Origin of the sequence: Streptomyces sp. NBC_00510, assembly GCA_036013505.1 — a bacterium.
Taxonomy (GTDB): Bacteria; Actinomycetota; Actinomycetes; order Streptomycetales; family Streptomycetaceae; genus Actinacidiphila.
The window spans coordinates 1601385-1616814 of sequence record CP107851.1 but is presented as its reverse complement, the minus strand read 5'-3'; the positions used below and the strand labels follow the sequence as shown (position 1 = coordinate 1616814).

Sequence of the window (15430 nt, the reverse complement as noted above, 5' to 3'; positions counted from 1 at the left end):
GAACGGCGGGCCGGGACGCACCGGCCGGTACCACGGTGCCGCGGCCCCCGCACCCGGGGGACCGCGGCACCGTCGTCTCAGTCCTCGCCGCGCCCCCGGTCGCCGAGCCCGGCGGCCGTGGCCCGCAGCTCCTCGGCGAGCGACCGCTGGAAGGCGGTGACCAGGGCCTGGACGACCATCGGCTGCAAGTCGTCGGTGAGCCTGCGCATCCGGGCCCGCTCCTCCGGCGCCGGGCGTCCGGCCACGTACGGCTGCCACACCTCCTGCTGGAAGAGCCGGTGCAGCTCGTGGGCGACCGCGCGGGCGTGCTTCAGCACGATCTCCCGGGTGGCGAGCAGCGTCTCCAGCGGGATCGGCACGTCCAGCAGGCGCACGCCCAGGTGCAGCAGGGCCGGGTTCACCAGCAGCACACCGGGGTCCGGGGTGGGGTGCAGGACGCCCATCGCCGCGAGCCGGTCCAGGTCATGGCCGCTCAGCGGCCGGCCCGCCCGCTGCTCCAGCCTGTCGCGGGCCAGCTCCTCCGCGGCGTCGGGCATCCAGGTCGCCACCAGCGCCCGGTGCAGCGCGAGGTCCTCGGGGGTGATGTCGGCGGGCAGCTGGTCCAGGTAGCGGCCGATCGCGGCCAGCGTCAGTCCCTGCCGCTGCAGCTCCTCGATCAGCGCCAGACGGGCCAGGTGGTCCGGCCCGTACAGACCGACGCGGCGGGTGCCCAGTTCCGGCGGCGGCAGCAGGCCCTTGGCACTGTAGAAGCGGATCGTGCGCACCGTCGTACCGGACCGTGCCGCGAGCTCGTCCACCGTCAGACGCGGCTCCTCGGCCGCCGGCGCGGTCTGCCGGGCGGGGGACTGCGTCATGCGCCGGATCTCGCTCTCTGCCTCGCCGCGCTGGTCATGACACCAGTATGACCGGTCACGGTGCGCAGCCGGGGCCGCGCCGGCGTCCGCGGCGGGCCAGGACCGGTCCCCGCCGTCGCACGGGGCCCGCGGCGGCTCACGCGGGCCGGACCGCGCCCGGCACGAGCAGGAGGACGCCCCAGCCGAACAGCAGCCCGAGGGACCGTGCCCTCCCGGGCACGCGTGCCCGGGGGAGGGTCGCTGAACTCACGCCACACGCCGCACCTGTCGAGGAGTCCGGCCGGCGGTGCTGGTCGCGCGGGCCTCAGGACCCCGCGGGGCGGCGGGAGTCGGGGTTCGCGTCGCCATGGGTGCCGCGCGGGGCGGCCATGCCGACCAGCGCGATGTCGTCGTGGGGGCGGTCGGCGAGCCATTCGGTGGTGCGCATCTCCACGTGCTCGACCAGGGCCTCCACGGGCATGCCGACGCACCCGGCCATGGTCGTCTTCAGGCGTTCCGAGCCGAAGAACTCACGGCCCGTCACCCCGCCGCGGGCCTCGGTGACGCCGTCCGAGTAGAGCAGGCAGCTCTCCCCGGGCTGCAGCACCGTGGTGAAGGTCGTGGCCCGTACGTCGGGCACCGCGCCGATCAGCGTGCCGGTCGTGTCGGCCTCCTCCACCTCGCCGGAGGCCCGCAGGATGAGCGGGGCCGGGTGGCCGCCCGCGGTGAGCCGCAGCCGCACCTGGCCGTGGCCGAGCGGGGTGACACCCGCCAGCACCATGGTCGCGAACCGCGCGTGCGCGGTGTTGAGGAGCGCGTGGTTGAGCAGGGTCAGCAGCCGCACGTGGTCGGTCTCGACCAGGCGCAGGGCGCTGAGGGTGTTGCGGATCTTGCCGGTGAGGACGGCGGCCTCCAGGCCCTTGCCGCACACGTCCCCCAGGACCACGGTGCTCTCGCCGTCGGAGTCCACCGCCGGGTAGGCGTCGTAGAAGTCCCCGCCGATGCGGAGCGTCTCGCGGGCCGGCCGGTAGGAGCCCGCGACCTCGGTGCCCCTGATGGGCTTCAGCCGCGGCGGCAGCAGGTCCTCCTGGAGCAGGGCGGCGCTGCGCGCCTGTTCGGTGTAGAGGACGCAGGCGCAGATCGCGGCGCCGGCCCGGGCGGCGAAGACCCGGGCGAAGGTCTCCTCCTCGACCGTGAACGGCCCGCCGAGGCGCCGCATCAGGATGAGCGCACCCGCCGGGACCCCGTTGCCCGGCAGCGGGGTCACCAGCACCGACACCGGGGCGCCGAAGTCCTCGGGGACCACCCAGTCCGGGGTCTGCGCGGGGTCGATCCAGCCGGACGGCACCGAGGGGAACCCGGCCAGCGCCTCCGCCAGCCCCGGCACCTCGGCGGGATCGGCGGACAGCGCGCGCTCCTCCACGCCCGGGCGGCCCGCGACGGCCCGGGTCAGCCGCAGCCGCCGCCGGTCGGGCGGGGTGACGACCACCGCGGCGTCGGCGAGCCGCGAGGCGGCCAGTTCGGCCGTGGCGGCCACGCACGTGCGCAGGTTGAGCGAGGAGAGCAGCCGGGCGGACGCCTCGGCCAGGAACGCCGTCCGTTCCTGGGCCAGCCGCAGTTCGCGGTCGGCGCTGCGGGCGTCCGTCACGTCGGTGAGGTACCAGGCGTGGTGCCCGCCCGGGAGGTCGGCGCGGCGCGCCGTGACCTGCCGGCTCCCCACGCCGCCGTGGGCGTTGGACGCCCCGGAGGCGTCCGCCGTGGTCAGCCACGCGGGCGCGGTACCGGCGAGCGGGCGGCCGGGCACCGCGTGCGGCGCCCAGGAGGTGACCACGGCGTTCACGGCGCGGATCACCCCGGCGCGGTCGCACACCACGACACCGGTCTCGGTCAGGGACTCGATCAGCGCGCGCAGCACCCGCTGCCCGACCCGAGCGGAGGTGCCTGACCCCTGCTCTCGAGCCATTGGTGAGCGCGGAGGCGGGAGAGACGTCACGATGCGGTAGGAGCAGGGCCGGGGCCGTGTGGGACCGTCGGGCTCGCTCCGGTCACCCTCTCGTACCTGGACGAAGGTTGGCTGGGCAAACAGTTGCCCTTCGGCAAGAGTCTTCCCCATCGCCCGTCACCGGGCAAGCTCCTCCCAGCGGTTCACCGCCAGTCCAGGCACACGATCAGCGCGTCGTCCTCGGCCTCCGGCAGGACGCGGTGACCCGGCAGTTCGCCCAGGATCGCCCGCGGGACGTCCGCGGCCGGAAGCAGCCGGGTGGCCAGGGCCGCGCGGGCCAGGGCCCGTTCGCCGTAGGTCTCGCCTGCCGGGGAGGCGGTCGCGTACACGCCGTCGCTCACCACCAGGAGCCGGTCGCCGGAGCGCACCTCGAACGGCTGCGGCACGTACGGGGTGTCCTCGAACATGCCCAGGGGGAACTGCGCCTCGAAGCCGAGCGTCTCCACCGCCGAGCCGCGCAGCCGGTACACGCGCGGCGATCCGGCCTCGACGACCTCGGCCGCGCCGGTCGCCAGGTCGAAGCGCATCAGCAGGACCGAAACGTACCGTTCGCCCCGGTGCCGGGCGTAGACGGCCTGGTCCGCGAGCGCCGCCTGGTCGGCGAGGGGGACGCCGGCCCGCCGGGCGTTGCGCAGCGCGTTCACGGTGAGGCTGGTCAGCAGGGCGGCCTCGATGCCCTCTCCCATGCCGTTGGTGACGGTCAGTGTGAGGTCCCGCTCGGAGGCCGACCAGTCGAAGTTGTCGCCGTGGATGTCGTACGCGGGCTCCAGCTGGGCGCCGAGGGCGTACTCGGGGCGGGCGCACGCGCGTCCGGGCAGCAGCTCCCACTGCACCTCCGCGGCGAGGGTCAGCCGCTCCCGGCGGCGGGCGCGCAGGTAGCGGTCGGTGTCCCGGTCGGCGACGAGGAGGTGGTGGCCGAGGATCTCCGCGATCTCCGCGAGGTCCCGGACCTCTTCCGGCGCGGGTTCGCCGGGGAGGCCGACGCTCAGCACGCCGATCCGGTCACCGCGCACGCTCACCGGCAGGTGGAGGCGCACGCCGTCCTCGGCCGCCGGCTCGGCGAACGGTTCCTGGGCGCCGAAGCACCGGCCTTCGGGCGTTCCCGCGACGGGTACGGCGGCCTCCGCGGGTTCGGGCGCGGAGACCGGCTGGAGCACCGCCAGGCCGTAGTCGGCGAGCAGGATCTCCACGGAGCGGGCCGCGCAGTGCGTGCGGAGGACCTCCGCGAGGGCGGCGGGCAGGGCGTGCGGCGGCGCCGCGCGCAGGGCGCGTTCGGCGGCGAGCGGGGCGTGTCGGTTCACCGGGGTGCGACGGTCCTTCTGGGTCCGGGGGCGGGTCGGTTAGCGTGGAGGCGCGCCGTTCGGCGCGACCTGTCCTGTCTTCGTCTACCCGCTCGCCCGCGGTACCTCGCGGGCGGCGCGCCGTGAGGAGGTGCCCTTGCCCGCAACCGCCGGATCGCAGCGGGACGCCGCCGTGGCCGCGGCGTCGTCCGTGGTCGAGGCACTGGAGGTGCTGTGGGGCCGCGGCCGGGAGGCGGGCGACCCACCCGTGCCGCCCTCGCAGTTGCGCGTGCTGTTCGCGCTGGAGGGCAACGAGGGGATCAACCTGAGGACGCTGTGCGACGTCCTGGGTGCCGCGCCGCCCGCGGTGAGCCGGCTCTGCGACCGGCTGCAGGCGGTGGGGTACCTCACCCGGGACGCCAGCCCCACCTCGCGCCGGGAGGTGTGCCTGTGGCTGACGCCGCGAGGTGCCGCCTTCCTCGCCCGGCTGCGGGAACGCCGGGAGCAGGAACTGGCGACGGTCGTGGCGGCGATGCCCGAACGTGCCCGGCGCGCGCTGCTGGAGGGGCTGACCGCGTTCCGCTGCGCCGCCGAGGCGACGGGGCTCGGTGCCGTACGACCGCTCCCCGGCGACCGCAGCCACACCGCGTAGCCGTCCGGCCCGCGCTCCCCGCCGTGCGTCCGGCGCCGGGGACGTTGGCCGGCGCGGCGCTCTCCGTGCAATTGTTGCGTTCGACTACTGTTGCCAAACGGCAATGATCGAAGATGATCGGCACTGTCCCAAAGGGCATCCGGCCAGGGTGCCGGTCGCGTACGATCCCATCGCCCCACCTGGGGCACCGCAGGGGTGGGGAGACGATGTGGAAGGCAACACGCTGACGCCCCCCGAGGGCGTCATCCCCAGACAGGGCGACGGCCGGCGCAGCCGGCTGTCCGTCCTCCTCGTCGAGGACGACGCGGGAGACGCGCTGCTCGTCGAGGAACTGGTCGCCGACAGCGGGGTGCCCGTCGAACTGCGCTGGGTGCGCACGCTGGCCGAGGCCGGCACCGAACTGGCCGCCCGCCCCGCCGACTGCGTCCTGCTCGACCTGCACCTGCCCGACGGCCAGGGCCTCGACGCCCTCGGCCGGGCCCTGTCGCTCACCGACCGCGCCGCCGTCGTCGTGCTGACCGGTCTGGCCGAGGAACGGACCGGCCTCGCCGCGCTCTCCGCCGGGGCCCAGGACTACCTGGTCAAGGGGCGCGTCGAGGGCGAACTCCTCGGCCGCGCGCTGCGCTACGCCGTCGAACGCAAGCAGGCCGAACGCGCGGCGCTCGCCCTGCGGGCCAGCCAGATGCGGGCCCAGGAGAACGCCCGCCTGGAGCGGGGACTGCTCCCGCTGCCCATGCTGCGCACCAAGGACGTCACCGTCACGCCCCGTTACCGCCCCGGCCGGGCCGACTCCCTGCTCGGCGGGGACTTCTACGACGTCGTGGAGACCACCGAGGGCGTCGTCCACACCCTCATCGGGGACGTCTCCGGGCACGGGCCCGACGAGGCCGCGCTCGGCGTCGGACTGCGCATCGCCTGGCGCACCCTGGTCCTGACGGGGGTCGAGGGCGCTCGGCAACTCGCCCTGCTGGAACAGGTGCTGGTGGCCGAACGCGCCGCCCCCGAGATCTTCGCCACGGCCACCATCCTCACCCTCGCCCCCGACCGCCGTACCGCCCGGGTGTGGCGGGCCGGCCACCACGGACTGCTCAACCTGACCCCGGAGGGCACCGTCGAGTACACCGAGCCGCCCCGCGGGCCCGCGCTGGGCGTCGTGCCCGGCGTGGGGGAGTGGCCCGAGGGCCGCCTGGAACTGCGTCCCGGGCAGTCGCTGATGCTCTTCACGGACGGGCTGTTCGAGGGCCGCACCGACCAGGGCCGGCTCGGTGAGGAGGGCCTGCTCGCACTGGCCAGGCAGCACGCCACCCTGCCCCCCTCGGAGTTCGTCGACACCCTGATCGCGCGCGCCGAGGCCCTGGCCGCCGACCACGGCGGCCTGGACGACGACCTGGCCGTGGTCCACCTCACCTGGAACCCCTCGCCGTGACCGCCGCCCGCGCGCGGCCGACCGCCCAGGACCGGATCGTGCCGGTCCTCGCCGCCCTGCCGGCAGCCGCCGAGCGGGAACCCGTACCGCAGGAAGGATCCGCGTGAACCTGCAGGAACCGGAACCGATCATCGTGCTGCTCGTCGAGGACGACCCCGGCGACGAACTGATGACCCGCGAGGCGTTCCAGGAGAACAAGGTCCGCAACGTCCTGCACGTCGTGCGGGACGGCGAGGAGGCCCTGGACTTCCTCAACCGGCGCGGCGCCCACGCCGGCGCGCCGCGCCCCGGCCTGATCCTCCTCGACCTGAACCTGCCCCGCTTCGACGGCCGTCAGGTGCTCGCCGAGATCAAGGCCGACGCCGACCTGTGCACCATCCCGGTCGTCGTCCTCACCACATCCGAGGCCGAGGAGGACATCCTGCGCAGCTACACGCTGCACGCCAACGCGTACGTGACCAAGCCGGTGGACTTCGACCGGTTCATCGAGGTGGTCCGGCAGATCGACGACTTCTTCGTGACGGTGGTCAAGCTCCCGGGCCGCTGAACCGCGCCCGGCGCCGGCGGCCCGCCGCCGCTCAGACCCTCCGCCAGCGGGCCATCGCCCAGGAGAACACCCCGAACAGCCCCAGGCCCACCGCGACCACGGCCAGCAGCCACGGCCCGGCGGGGGTGTCCCGGAACGTGCGCAGCGTGTCGTCCAGCCCCTTCGCCCGGTCCGGGTCGAAGCGCACCGCCGCGACGACGACGAAGCAGCCCGCGGCGGCGAACACCACGCCCCGGCTGGCCCCGCCGGCCACCCCGAGGAAGTCGACCACCCTGCGGACCCGCGGCGACATCGCCCCCGTCCGCAGGTGCTTGCGGAACTTCCGCAGCAGGGCCCGCACCGCGATCCACCCCCCGGCCCCCGCCAGGGCCAGGCCCGCCGCCCCCACCAGCCAGCGGCCCATGGGCCAGTCCAGGGCGTGCGCGGTGACGTCCTTGGAGGTCTCGTCGCTCGACCCGCCCCCGGAGGAGCCGTCCACCGCGAAGGTCACCACGGAGTACGTCACGAAGGCGTAGAAGACCGCGCGGGCCGCGGACATCAGCCGCTTGCCGGCCTTGTCCCCGTCCGGCCCCGCCGCGCCGAACGCGGCCTCCGACAACCGCCACAGCGTCATCCCGGCGAAGCCCACCGCCAGGGCCCAGACCAGGAACCCGCCGAAGGGCTGCGCCGCCAGCCGGGCGACCGCGCCGCCCCGGTCGGCCTGTTCCGAGGACCCGTCGAAGGCGACCTGCAGGGCCAGCACGCCCAGCAGCGCGTAGATGACCCCGCGCGCCGTGAGGCCCGCCCGCGCCCCGGCGCGGATCGCCTTCTTCCCCTGCGTCCCGGGCCGTACCGCGCCCGTACCCACCGTCGTGCCCACACCGGCCTCCCTGCCCCAAGTGCTCCGGTCCACCGGGTGCCCCGTCGTGGGCGGAACACACCCGGCGACACCGGGGCGCGCGGCTGCGTGGAGCGCCCGGCCGGGGGTATCCGCGTGGTGCGAACACACTTCCGGCCAGGGGCCGGACGAGGTTGGGGTTGAGGTGGAGATGGAGATCTCGAGCATCATCAGTGCCATCGTGATCGGTCTGGTCGTCGGTGTGCTGGGGCGTCTGGTGGCGCCGGGGCGGCAACCGATCGGCGTGCTGTGGACGATCGTCGTCGGCATCGTGGCGGCCTTCATCGGCAGCGCGATCGCCCAGGGTTTCGGCGTCGCCGACACCGACGGCGTCGACTGGATCGAGTGGCTGATACAGATCGGCCTCGCGGCCGTCGGAGTGAGCCTGCTGTCACGGAGCAAGGCGCGGCGGTGAGCACCGCGGTCCGGCCGCCCCCGCCCGGGGGCGGCCGGACCGTGTCAGGGACGGCGACCGGTCCGGTCGCCGTCCTCGTCATGCCCCGGGCACGCCGCGCGCGGCAGGGGCCCCTGATGGTAAGTCACCTATGACGTGCACGACCGAGGAGTGGGAGGGTGCCATGTCGCGTGACGACGCGGACGGCCGGACCGGCCCGGGAGACGGGCGCGACGAGACCGAGGACGAGCGCGCGGACCGGAAGTGGGGCGAGCTCATCCAGGAGGTGCGGGTCGCCCAGACGGGCGTGCAGATCCTCTTCGGTTTCCTGCTGACGGTCGTCTTCACGCCGCACTACCAGCGGCTCGGCAGCACCGACCACACGATCTACATCGTCACGGTCGTGCTCGGCGCCTGCGCGACCGGGGCGCTGATCGGCCCGGTCTCCTTCCACCGGATCGTCTCCGGCCGCCGCATCAAGCCGCAGGCCGTGCGCTGGGCCTCGCGGCTCACCTTCGTCGGACTCGTGCTGCTGCTGGCGACGATGACCTCGGCGCTGCTCCTGGTGCTGCGGGCCGCCACGCACGACGGCTATGTGCCGTGGCTCGTCGCCGGCGTCCTGGTCTGGTACCTGGTGTGCTGGTACGGACTGCCGTTCTGGGCCCGGTACCGGCACACGGGCGACTGAGCCGCGACGCGGGACACGCGAACGCCGTGGCCGGGAAACCCCCGGGTTTCCCGGCCACGGCGTTCGCGTCGTGCGGTCCTCAGACGTGCAGGACGCGGTCGACGAGGTCGCGGTAGCCCCGCAGGGCCACGCGCAGCCGCTCGGTGTCGCCGTCGTCGTGCTCGCCGGCCCGCCAGCCCGAGCGCAGTTCGTCGCGCCGGCTGCGCAGTTCCTCGACCAGCCGCTCGGTGGCCTCGCCGAGGACCTCGTCGGCCTCCTCGACGGCGTGGCGCGGCTCGTCGACGAAGCCGCCGACCGCGTGGTGCAGGCGCTGCTGCAGCTTGTCCACCGCGCCGTCCACCCGCGGCGTCGCGCCGGGGGCGGGCACCCGCTCGTCCTGCGCCGGCCGCCGGGCCGCCGCGGGCCGCTCCGCGCCGCCGGGCTTGTCCGCTGCCGCGGGCTTCCCGACCGTCGCGGGCCTCTCGGCTGCCGAGGGCTTGCCGGCTTCCTCGGGCCGCGACCATCCGGCGGGCCGGTGCGCGGCGGGCGCCTCGCTCTTCTTCCCCGTGGTCTGCGGTGCCTGGGAGGACCGCGGTTCGCGGGTGCCACCCGCCACGGGGGACGTCCGCTCGTCGGGGGTCCGCTCGGCGGAGGCCTCGGCCGGGCCGTTGCGTACCTCGCGGCCGGTGCCGTCGGTCTCGCCGGTTCCGTCGGTTCCGTCGGTGTCGCGGTGCTCGTGCGTGGGATTCATCGGCTGCTCCAGGTCGGCATGTGGAAGCGGTGGGAGCCGCGTCGGCCGGAGCCCGTGTCACCTGCGCCGTCCTCGCGCGAGGTGGTGCGGGGCTCCTTGTCCACCGCGATGAGGTCGTCGAACAGCGCCCGGGCGTGGAGCAACCGAGCGCGCAGTTCCTCGGTGTCCGCCGCGGTGCGGTCACCGTCGTTCCGGGGTTCCGAGACCCCGCGCAGGTCGCGGTAGGCCTGGAGGTGCCGCGGGCGGTGGACCGACAGGGCGTCGATCTGCTCGCCCGAGGTGTGCTCCGGGAAGCCGCGGTCGTGCGCCAGCCGGTCCAGCAGCTTCGACGCCTCCTGCATGGCCTGCGCGGGGGAGTCGACGAACCGCTCCTGCAGGGCGGTCCACCGGGCGCGGTACTCCTCGGCCTGACGTGCGCTCAGCGGCTCCGGGGTCAGGCCGCCGTGCCGGTCGACACGCTCCTGCAACTCCCGGTGCGCCGCGTCCGTGTCGCCGTCGTGCCGGGCGACCGTGCGTTCGTACTCCGGTCCGAAGCGGCGCCTGAGCTGCCCCGTGCCGCCGCCGCGCCGCGACATGACGGCCGCGGCGAGGACGATCAGGACAACGAGGACGACCGCCCCGATGATGATGCCCGTGGTCATGGTGTGCCTCCTGGGGGCCGTCGTCGGGCCCCGGCATTCGAACTGACCTTGATGCGGGTCCTTGGTGTGCTCACGGTGCGTGTTTCCGCAATCCGTTCGTCCACACGTACGACGTAGGGAGGTGACGGTGCGTCAGCGCGGCAGGTGCACGTGGATGACCTTGCCGCCCGCGCGCAGGAGCGTCACCCGGAAGTCCCGGGCCAGCCGGCGCACCAGGCGCAGGCCGTAGCCGCCGGGCAGGAAGCGGTCGGAGGGCTGGGGCGTGGCCGGCAGCCGGTCGTTGTGGTCCTGGACGGAGACGCGGATCGCGTCCGGTACCGCCACCACGTCGAGGGCCGCCAGCCCGCCGCCGTACCGGAAGGCGTTGGTGACCAGTTCGGAGACGACCAGCAGGCAGTCCTCGACCCGCTCCGGATCCACGCCTGCGAGCCGGGCGCGGGCGAAGTCACGCGCCTCGCCGATGGTGGTGGGCAGCGGCCGGTCCGCAGTGGCGGGCCGCACGATCCCGCCGCCTTCCGCGTCTAGGTCAATGCTGTACACGCACGATCACCCCGTAGGCATCATCGGTCCCTCTGTGGTCTGCCCCTACTGGCCGGTCCTACGCTGCCTTTGGCGCGATTCTCGTTCTTCCGGGATCGGGGGGAATGCTTCGCGGAGGAGGGGGTACCCGAGGGGCAACGTACGGGAACATGACGTAGAGGTGCAGAGGTGCGAGGAGGAGCCGTGATCGCCCACGTGAGCGGGACGAGCACCGGGGTCGAGAGCCCCGAGGTCGACGTACTGCCGCAGATCACCGACCCGAGCAGCGTGGCCCCCACGAGCGCGCGCCGGCTGTCCAAGCTCTTCCTCGAGCGCCTGACGGTGCTCGAGGAGGGCACTCACGAACACCAGTACGCCCGTAACACCCTGATCGAGATGAACATGTCGCTCGTGCGGTTCGCGGCCAGGCGCTTCCGCGACCGCAGCGACGAGATGGAGGACATCGTCCAGGTCGGCACGATCGGGCTGATCAAGGCCATCGACCGGTTCGACATCTCGCGCGAGGTCGAGTTCACCACCTTCGCGGTGCCGTACATCGTCGGTGAGATCAAGCGGTTCTTCCGCGACACCACCTGGGCCGTGCACGTGCCGCGCCGCCTCCAGGAGCGCCGGGTGGAGCTGGCCCGCGCCCGGGACGAGCTGTCCTCCCGGCTGGGCCGCGCCCCCAAGGTGAGCGAGCTCGCGGCGCTCATGGACATCTCCGAGGCCGAGGTGGTCGAGGCCCAGGTGGCCTCCAACGGTTACACCGCCTCCTCCCTCGACGCCGCCATGAACGGCGACGACGGCGACGACGGCGAGACCGTGCTCGCCGACTTCATCGGCGCGGTCGACCCCGCCATGGAACTCGTCGAGGACCTCGGCTCCCTCGCACCGCTCGTCGTGGAGCTCGGCGAACGCGACCGGCAGCTGCTCCATCTGCGCTACGTGGAGGAACTGACGCAGGCCCAGATCGGCGAGATCATGGGCTGCACGCAGATGCACGTCTCCCGGCTGCTCTCGCGCACCCTGGCCCGGCTGCGGGCCGGACTGCTCCAGGACGGCTGCGCCTGACCTCCACCCCGTCCCCCGCCACGTGCCCGCGCCCGGTCCCTTCGGGCGCGGGCACGCGCGCACCGCCTACGATGCGCGGATGACCGATCACGATCACGTGGCGCCGGACCGCCGCTTCCGCCCGCTGGTCCGGATGACGGCCCGCGACCCGCACGAGCCGCACCGGGTCGCCACCCCGCTGGAACTGCTCTTCGACCTCTGTTTCGTGGTGGCGGTCGCCCAGGCCGGCGCCCGGCTGGTGCACGCGGTCGCCGAGGGTCATGCCGGGCGCGGTGTCCTCGGCTACTGCCTGGTCTTCTTCGCGATCTGGCTGGCGTGGATGAACTTCACCTGGTTCGCCTCGGCCTTCGACACCGACGACGTGCCGTACCGCATCGCCACCTTCGTCCAGATCACCGGCGTCCTGGTCCTGGCGGCCGGGGTTCCCCGCGCCTTCGACGCCAACGACTTCTCGATCGCCGTGGCCGGCTACATCATCATGCGCGTCGCACTCGCCTTCCAGTGGCTGCGCGCGGCACGCAACGCGGCCGGACCGGCACGGACCACGGCACTGAGCTACGCCGCCGGTCTGGTCGTCGTCCAGGTGGGATGGGTCGTTCTGCTGCTCCAGCCCGTCGGCGGGCTGTGGAACTGGGGCTTCCTGATCCTGGCCGTCGCGGAACTCGCGGTGCCCGCCTGGGCCGAGCGGGCGCAGCGCACCACCTGGCACCCGCACCACATCTCCGAGCGCTACGGCCTCTTCACCATCATCGTGCTCGGTGAGTCGGTGGCCGCCGCGACGGTGGCCGTGCAGTCCGCCCTCGACGAGTCCACCGCGCTCGGCGAGCTGCTGCCCGTCGCCATCGGGGGACTGCTCATCGTCTTCTGCGCCTACTGGATCTACTTCGCCATCCCCATCCACCAGCACCTCACCAGCAGCGCGCGGGCGTTCCTTTGGGGCTACGGGCACTACCTCGTCTTCGGCTCGGCCGCCGCCATCGGGGCGGGGCTGGAAGTGGTGGTCGAGCAGGCCGTGCACAAGGCCCACATCTCGCAGACGGCCGCCGCGGCCGCCGCCACGCTGCCGACCGCGCTCTTCCTGCTGACGGTCTGGCTGATCCACTCCCGCAGCGCCAAGCGCGGGTTCGCCGAGCACGCGGTGCTGCCCGCCTGTGCCCTGGTGGTGCTCGCGAGCACCTTCTGCGGGAGTGCGGCGGTGCCGGTGGCGGGGCTCGCCATGGCGGCGGCGGTCGCCGTCGGCGAGGTGCTGCACTCCCGCCACTCCCGCCGCCTGCCGGCCGCCTGAGGACGGCGGAGGGGGTGCCCCGCCGGAGGACGGGGCACCCCTGCCCGGTGTGCCGTCAGGGGAACGAGACCACCGTGGACGGCGTGGTCGAGGTGCCGGAGGTCGCGGCACCGGTGCTGTTGATGACGTGGTCGTACTGGCCCATGCCGCCCAGGGAGACCACCAGGACGTCGTGCATCTTGATCCCGGACTTCACCGGGACCTCGAAGCCGTGGTCCATGCGGATCGTCGGATCGGTGGTGAAGTTGCAGTAGCTGCCCAGGCCCCAGGCCTCGTGGGTGTTCACCGAGTCGTCCACCTTGTAGGCGGCCCAGCCCTTCGTCGCGCCGTTCTGGATGGCGGCCTGGTTGGGGGCGTCGTAGGCGATCTCGTTCTGGAAGAAGACCGTCCTGCCCCGCTCGCCGCTCCACTGGACGTCGTACTTCTTGAAGTGCTCGACGAACAGGCCGGTGACCAGGACGTCGTCGCCGTTCACGCGCAGGCCGTAGTCGGCCGGGTTGGTGTCCCAGCCCACTCCGGCGCCGTGGTCGGCGCGCCAGATCCAGGTGTGGTCGATGACGGTGTCGTCGCTGTTGACCTCCATGCTGGTGGTCGCCTTGCCCGGTCCGGCGCCGCCGATGCGGATGAAGACGTCCTGCACGGTCGTCGGGTTGGCGGCGTGGTCGGCGGCCGCGCCCTGCGGGCCGACCTGGAGCAGCACCTGGGAGTTGACCGCACCGGCGTCGATCAGGAAGCCGGCCAGCTTCACTCCGTCGACGTCGGCGACCTTCATGGCGGTGACGCCGTTGTCGGGGATGACCGTCGCGAGCCCGAGGCCCAGCACGACCGTGTCGGCGCGGGTGACGTTGATGGTCTGGTCGACGTGGTAGATGCCCGGGGTGAACAGCAGGTTGAGGCCCTGGGCGAGCGCGGCGTTGATGGTGGCGGCCGTCGCGCCCGGCTTGACCACGTAGAACTGGCTCAGCGGGATCGACGAGCCCTGCGGCGCGCCGTTGCCCCAGCTGGTGCCGCGGGCGTTGGTGCGCTTGGCCGGCACGAAGACCTTGTAGTCGTTGCCGTCGAGGTACAGGAAGGGCTTCTCACGGGAGACGGGGGTGGTGTCGAGCGTGGTGTACGGCGGGTTGGGGAAGCTCTGCGCGGGAGCGCCCTGGACGCCGGAGAAGACCATGTTCCACACGCCGTTGGTCCAGCCGCCGACCGAGCTGTCGCGGGTGTACCACTGCTGCTGCGAGTACGGGCCCACGGTGCCGTCGATCTTGCTGTCGGCGATGTAGCCGCCGCTGGCCCAGCCGTAGCCGTTGGGCGCGAGGTTGAGGCCGCCCTTGACGTGCATGCGGCGGAAGGGCGCGGCCTGGGCGACGGCCCAGCGGTCGGTGCCGGAGACCGGGTTGAGGGCGAGGTTCTCCGCGGAGCGCCAGAAGTTCTGGGTGGCGTTGCCGTTGAACCAGCCGGCGTCCACGGTGACGTCGCCGTTGAAGGTGGTGTCGTCGGGGGAGAGGCCGAGCCCGGCGATCGAGGTGTAGAAGCCGATGTTGGCGTTGATGTTGTTGTAGGTACCGGGCTTGAACAGCAGCGCGTAGCGTCCGGTGCCGAACTGCGCGGACTCCTGCTGCTGGAAGACCTGGTCCAGCTTGGCCTGGATGCCCGGGGTCGAGGGGTCGAAGATCAGGACGTTCGGGCCGAGGTCGCCGCCGCCGGGGATCACCGGGCCGGTGCCGCCGTCGGTGGTGTGCACGGCGAGCTCCCACAGCGAGTAGCCGTATGCGGTGGCGCGGGTGGTGCCGTACACGCGCAGGTAGCGGCCGGTGCCGCTGACGGCGCGGGTCTCGGTGCCGCCGGCGCCGGTGGTCGTGGAGGCGACCGTGGTCCAGTCGGTGCCGTTGGCGGAGAGCTGGATCTGGTAGGCCTTGGCGTAGGCGGCCTCCCAGGTGAGGACGACCTCGCAGACGCTCTGGGAGCCGCCGAGGTCCACCTGGATCCACTGGGGGTCGCTGAAGGCGCTGGACCAGCGGGTTCCGGCGTTGCCGTCGACGGCGCCGGCGGCGGTGAAGGAGCCGTTCTCGGTGGAGGAGGCGGTGGCGGTCCTGCCCTGTGCGGCATTGGCGGTGCCGCAGGCGGCGGCGTGGGCCCCGGTGAGCGGTCCGGCCGGGACGGTGATCAGGGCGAGCAGCACCGCCAGGAGGGCGATCAGCCCCAGGGGTCTGCGGCGGGCGGCATTGACTTCGGGTCTCATAGGAACTCCTGTGTCAGCCTCACGACTTAATTTAGGGCGTGAGTTAAGACGTGACAGAAGTCGCGGTCAAGTGTCCTCGCAGAAAGTGTTTCTGACGGGTTAACAGCTCGGCTGCCGCTGCAGGCCCTTACGTCGCCGTGACCTGCAGGGAGTCTCATCCGTTCGGAACTTGAACGCGAGCAGCCCCATCCGGGCCACCCGAAGCTCTCCGCACCAATCTTGACGTGAAGTCTTGACGCCATCCGGGTCGCT

At 73.3% G+C, this 15430-nt stretch carries 15 protein-coding genes; 7 read left to right on the top strand and 8 right to left on the bottom strand.

Annotated elements, in window-relative coordinates; translation table 11 throughout:
• Window positions 1-77 precede the first annotated feature (77 nt).
• The 3 genes from OG937_07185 to OG937_07175 all read right to left on the bottom strand — a co-directional run bounded on the left by OG937_07185 (window position 78) and on the right by OG937_07175 (window position 4136).
• Window positions 78-854, bottom strand: a complete 777-nt coding sequence (locus tag OG937_07185; GenBank protein WUD71486.1) for a MerR family transcriptional regulator — start codon at window positions 852-854, stop codon at window positions 78-80.
• A 304-nt stretch (window positions 855-1158) separates the two neighbouring features.
• Window positions 1159-2796 carry a serine/threonine-protein phosphatase gene (locus OG937_07180; protein WUD71485.1) on the bottom strand — a complete coding sequence of 546 codons (1638 nt, stop codon included), beginning with the start codon at window positions 2794-2796 and terminating at the stop codon, window positions 1159-1161.
• A 182-nt stretch (window positions 2797-2978) separates the two neighbouring features.
• Entirely contained in the window at window positions 2979-4136 is a 1158-nt protein-coding gene (locus tag OG937_07175) for a serine/threonine-protein phosphatase (protein ID WUD71484.1), read from the bottom strand.
• Window positions 4137-4272: 136 nt separating this feature from the next.
• On the opposite strand from OG937_07175, the gene OG937_07170 reads away from it, so the two are divergent.
• The 3 genes from OG937_07170 (at window position 4273) to OG937_07160 (ending at window position 6740) form a co-directional block, all read left to right on the top strand.
• Window positions 4273-4767: a MarR family transcriptional regulator gene (locus OG937_07170; protein WUD71483.1), complete on the top strand. Its 495-nt coding sequence runs from the start codon at window positions 4273-4275 to the stop codon at window positions 4765-4767.
• A 223-nt stretch (window positions 4768-4990) separates the two neighbouring features.
• On the top strand, window positions 4991-6193 hold the full coding sequence (locus tag OG937_07165; GenBank protein WUD78659.1) for a SpoIIE family protein phosphatase: 1203 nt from the start codon (window positions 4991-4993) through the stop codon (window positions 6191-6193).
• A gap of 109 nt (window positions 6194-6302) precedes the next feature.
• Window positions 6303-6740 (top strand): response regulator, encoded by a 438-nt coding sequence (locus OG937_07160; protein ID WUD78658.1) that lies wholly within the window; start codon window positions 6303-6305, stop codon window positions 6738-6740.
• Window positions 6741-6771: 31 nt separating this feature from the next.
• On the opposite strand, the gene OG937_07155 is transcribed toward OG937_07160, so the two are convergent.
• Window positions 6772-7599, bottom strand: coding sequence for a DUF1206 domain-containing protein (locus tag OG937_07155; GenBank protein WUD71482.1), 828 nt, complete (start codon window positions 7597-7599; stop codon window positions 6772-6774).
• Between the two features lie 169 nt (window positions 7600-7768).
• On the opposite strand from OG937_07155, the gene OG937_07150 reads away from it, so the two are divergent.
• Both OG937_07150 and OG937_07145 read left to right on the top strand, forming a co-directional pair.
• The gene (locus tag OG937_07150) at window positions 7769-8032 is read left to right on the top strand and encodes a GlsB/YeaQ/YmgE family stress response membrane protein (GenBank protein WUD78657.1); all 264 of its coding nucleotides are present in this window, start codon (window positions 7769-7771) and stop codon (window positions 8030-8032) included.
• A 163-nt stretch (window positions 8033-8195) separates the two neighbouring features.
• A complete protein-coding gene (locus OG937_07145) occupies window positions 8196-8699 on the top strand; it encodes a DUF6328 family protein (protein WUD78656.1) in 504 nt (167 codons plus the stop codon).
• 79 nt (window positions 8700-8778) lie between these two features.
• Here the strand turns inward: OG937_07145 and OG937_07140 are convergent, their stop codons facing one another.
• From OG937_07140 to OG937_07130, 3 genes are all read right to left on the bottom strand, one after another.
• Complete coding sequence (locus OG937_07140; protein ID WUD71481.1) at window positions 8779-9429, bottom strand: hypothetical protein; 651 nt, start codon at window positions 9427-9429, stop codon at window positions 8779-8781.
• Window positions 9426-10070, bottom strand: coding sequence for a hypothetical protein (locus OG937_07135; protein ID WUD71480.1), 645 nt, complete (start codon window positions 10068-10070; stop codon window positions 9426-9428). Before OG937_07135 ends, OG937_07140 begins: the two co-directional genes overlap by 4 nt.
• Window positions 10071-10202: 132 nt before the next feature.
• Complete coding sequence (locus OG937_07130; protein WUD71479.1) at window positions 10203-10610, bottom strand: ATP-binding protein; 408 nt, start codon at window positions 10608-10610, stop codon at window positions 10203-10205.
• A gap of 183 nt (window positions 10611-10793) precedes the next feature.
• Here OG937_07130 and OG937_07125 point away from each other — a divergent pair, with 183 nt between their 5' ends.
• Window positions 10794-11660, top strand: coding sequence for a SigB/SigF/SigG family RNA polymerase sigma factor (locus OG937_07125; protein ID WUD71478.1), 867 nt, complete (start codon window positions 10794-10796; stop codon window positions 11658-11660).
• Window positions 11661-11739: 79 nt separating this feature from the next.
• Entirely contained in the window at window positions 11740-12945 is a 1206-nt protein-coding gene (locus tag OG937_07120) for a low temperature requirement protein A (GenBank protein WUD71477.1), read from the top strand.
• A gap of 55 nt (window positions 12946-13000) precedes the next feature.
• Here OG937_07120 and OG937_07115 read toward each other — a convergent pair whose 3' ends face one another.
• Complete coding sequence (locus OG937_07115) at window positions 13001-15178, bottom strand: discoidin domain-containing protein (GenBank protein WUD71476.1); 2178 nt, start codon at window positions 15176-15178, stop codon at window positions 13001-13003.
• Window positions 15179-15430: the final 252 nt, after the last annotated feature.

Excerpts from the sequence above, each read along its gene's own strand:
- OG937_07115 (WUD71476.1), bottom strand. The coding sequence starts at position 15,178 with ATGAGACCCGAAGTCAATGCCGCCCGCCGCAGACCCCTGGGGCTGATC.
- OG937_07180 (WUD71485.1), bottom strand. The coding sequence starts at position 2,796 with ATGGCTCGAGAGCAGGGGTCAGGCACCTCCGCTCGGGTCGGGCAGCGG.
- OG937_07140 (WUD71481.1), bottom strand. The coding sequence starts at position 9,429 with ATGAATCCCACGCACGAGCACCGCGACACCGACGGAACCGACGGAACC.
- OG937_07150 (WUD78657.1), top strand. The coding sequence starts at position 7,769 with ATGGAGATCTCGAGCATCATCAGTGCCATCGTGATCGGTCTGGTCGTC.
- OG937_07185 (WUD71486.1), bottom strand. The coding sequence starts at position 854 with ATGACGCAGTCCCCCGCCCGGCAGACCGCGCCGGCGGCCGAGGAGCCG.
- OG937_07120 (WUD71477.1), top strand. The coding sequence starts at position 11,740 with ATGACCGATCACGATCACGTGGCGCCGGACCGCCGCTTCCGCCCGCTG.
- OG937_07135 (WUD71480.1), bottom strand. The coding sequence starts at position 10,070 with ATGACCACGGGCATCATCATCGGGGCGGTCGTCCTCGTTGTCCTGATC.
- OG937_07145 (WUD78656.1), top strand. The coding sequence starts at position 8,196 with ATGTCGCGTGACGACGCGGACGGCCGGACCGGCCCGGGAGACGGGCGC.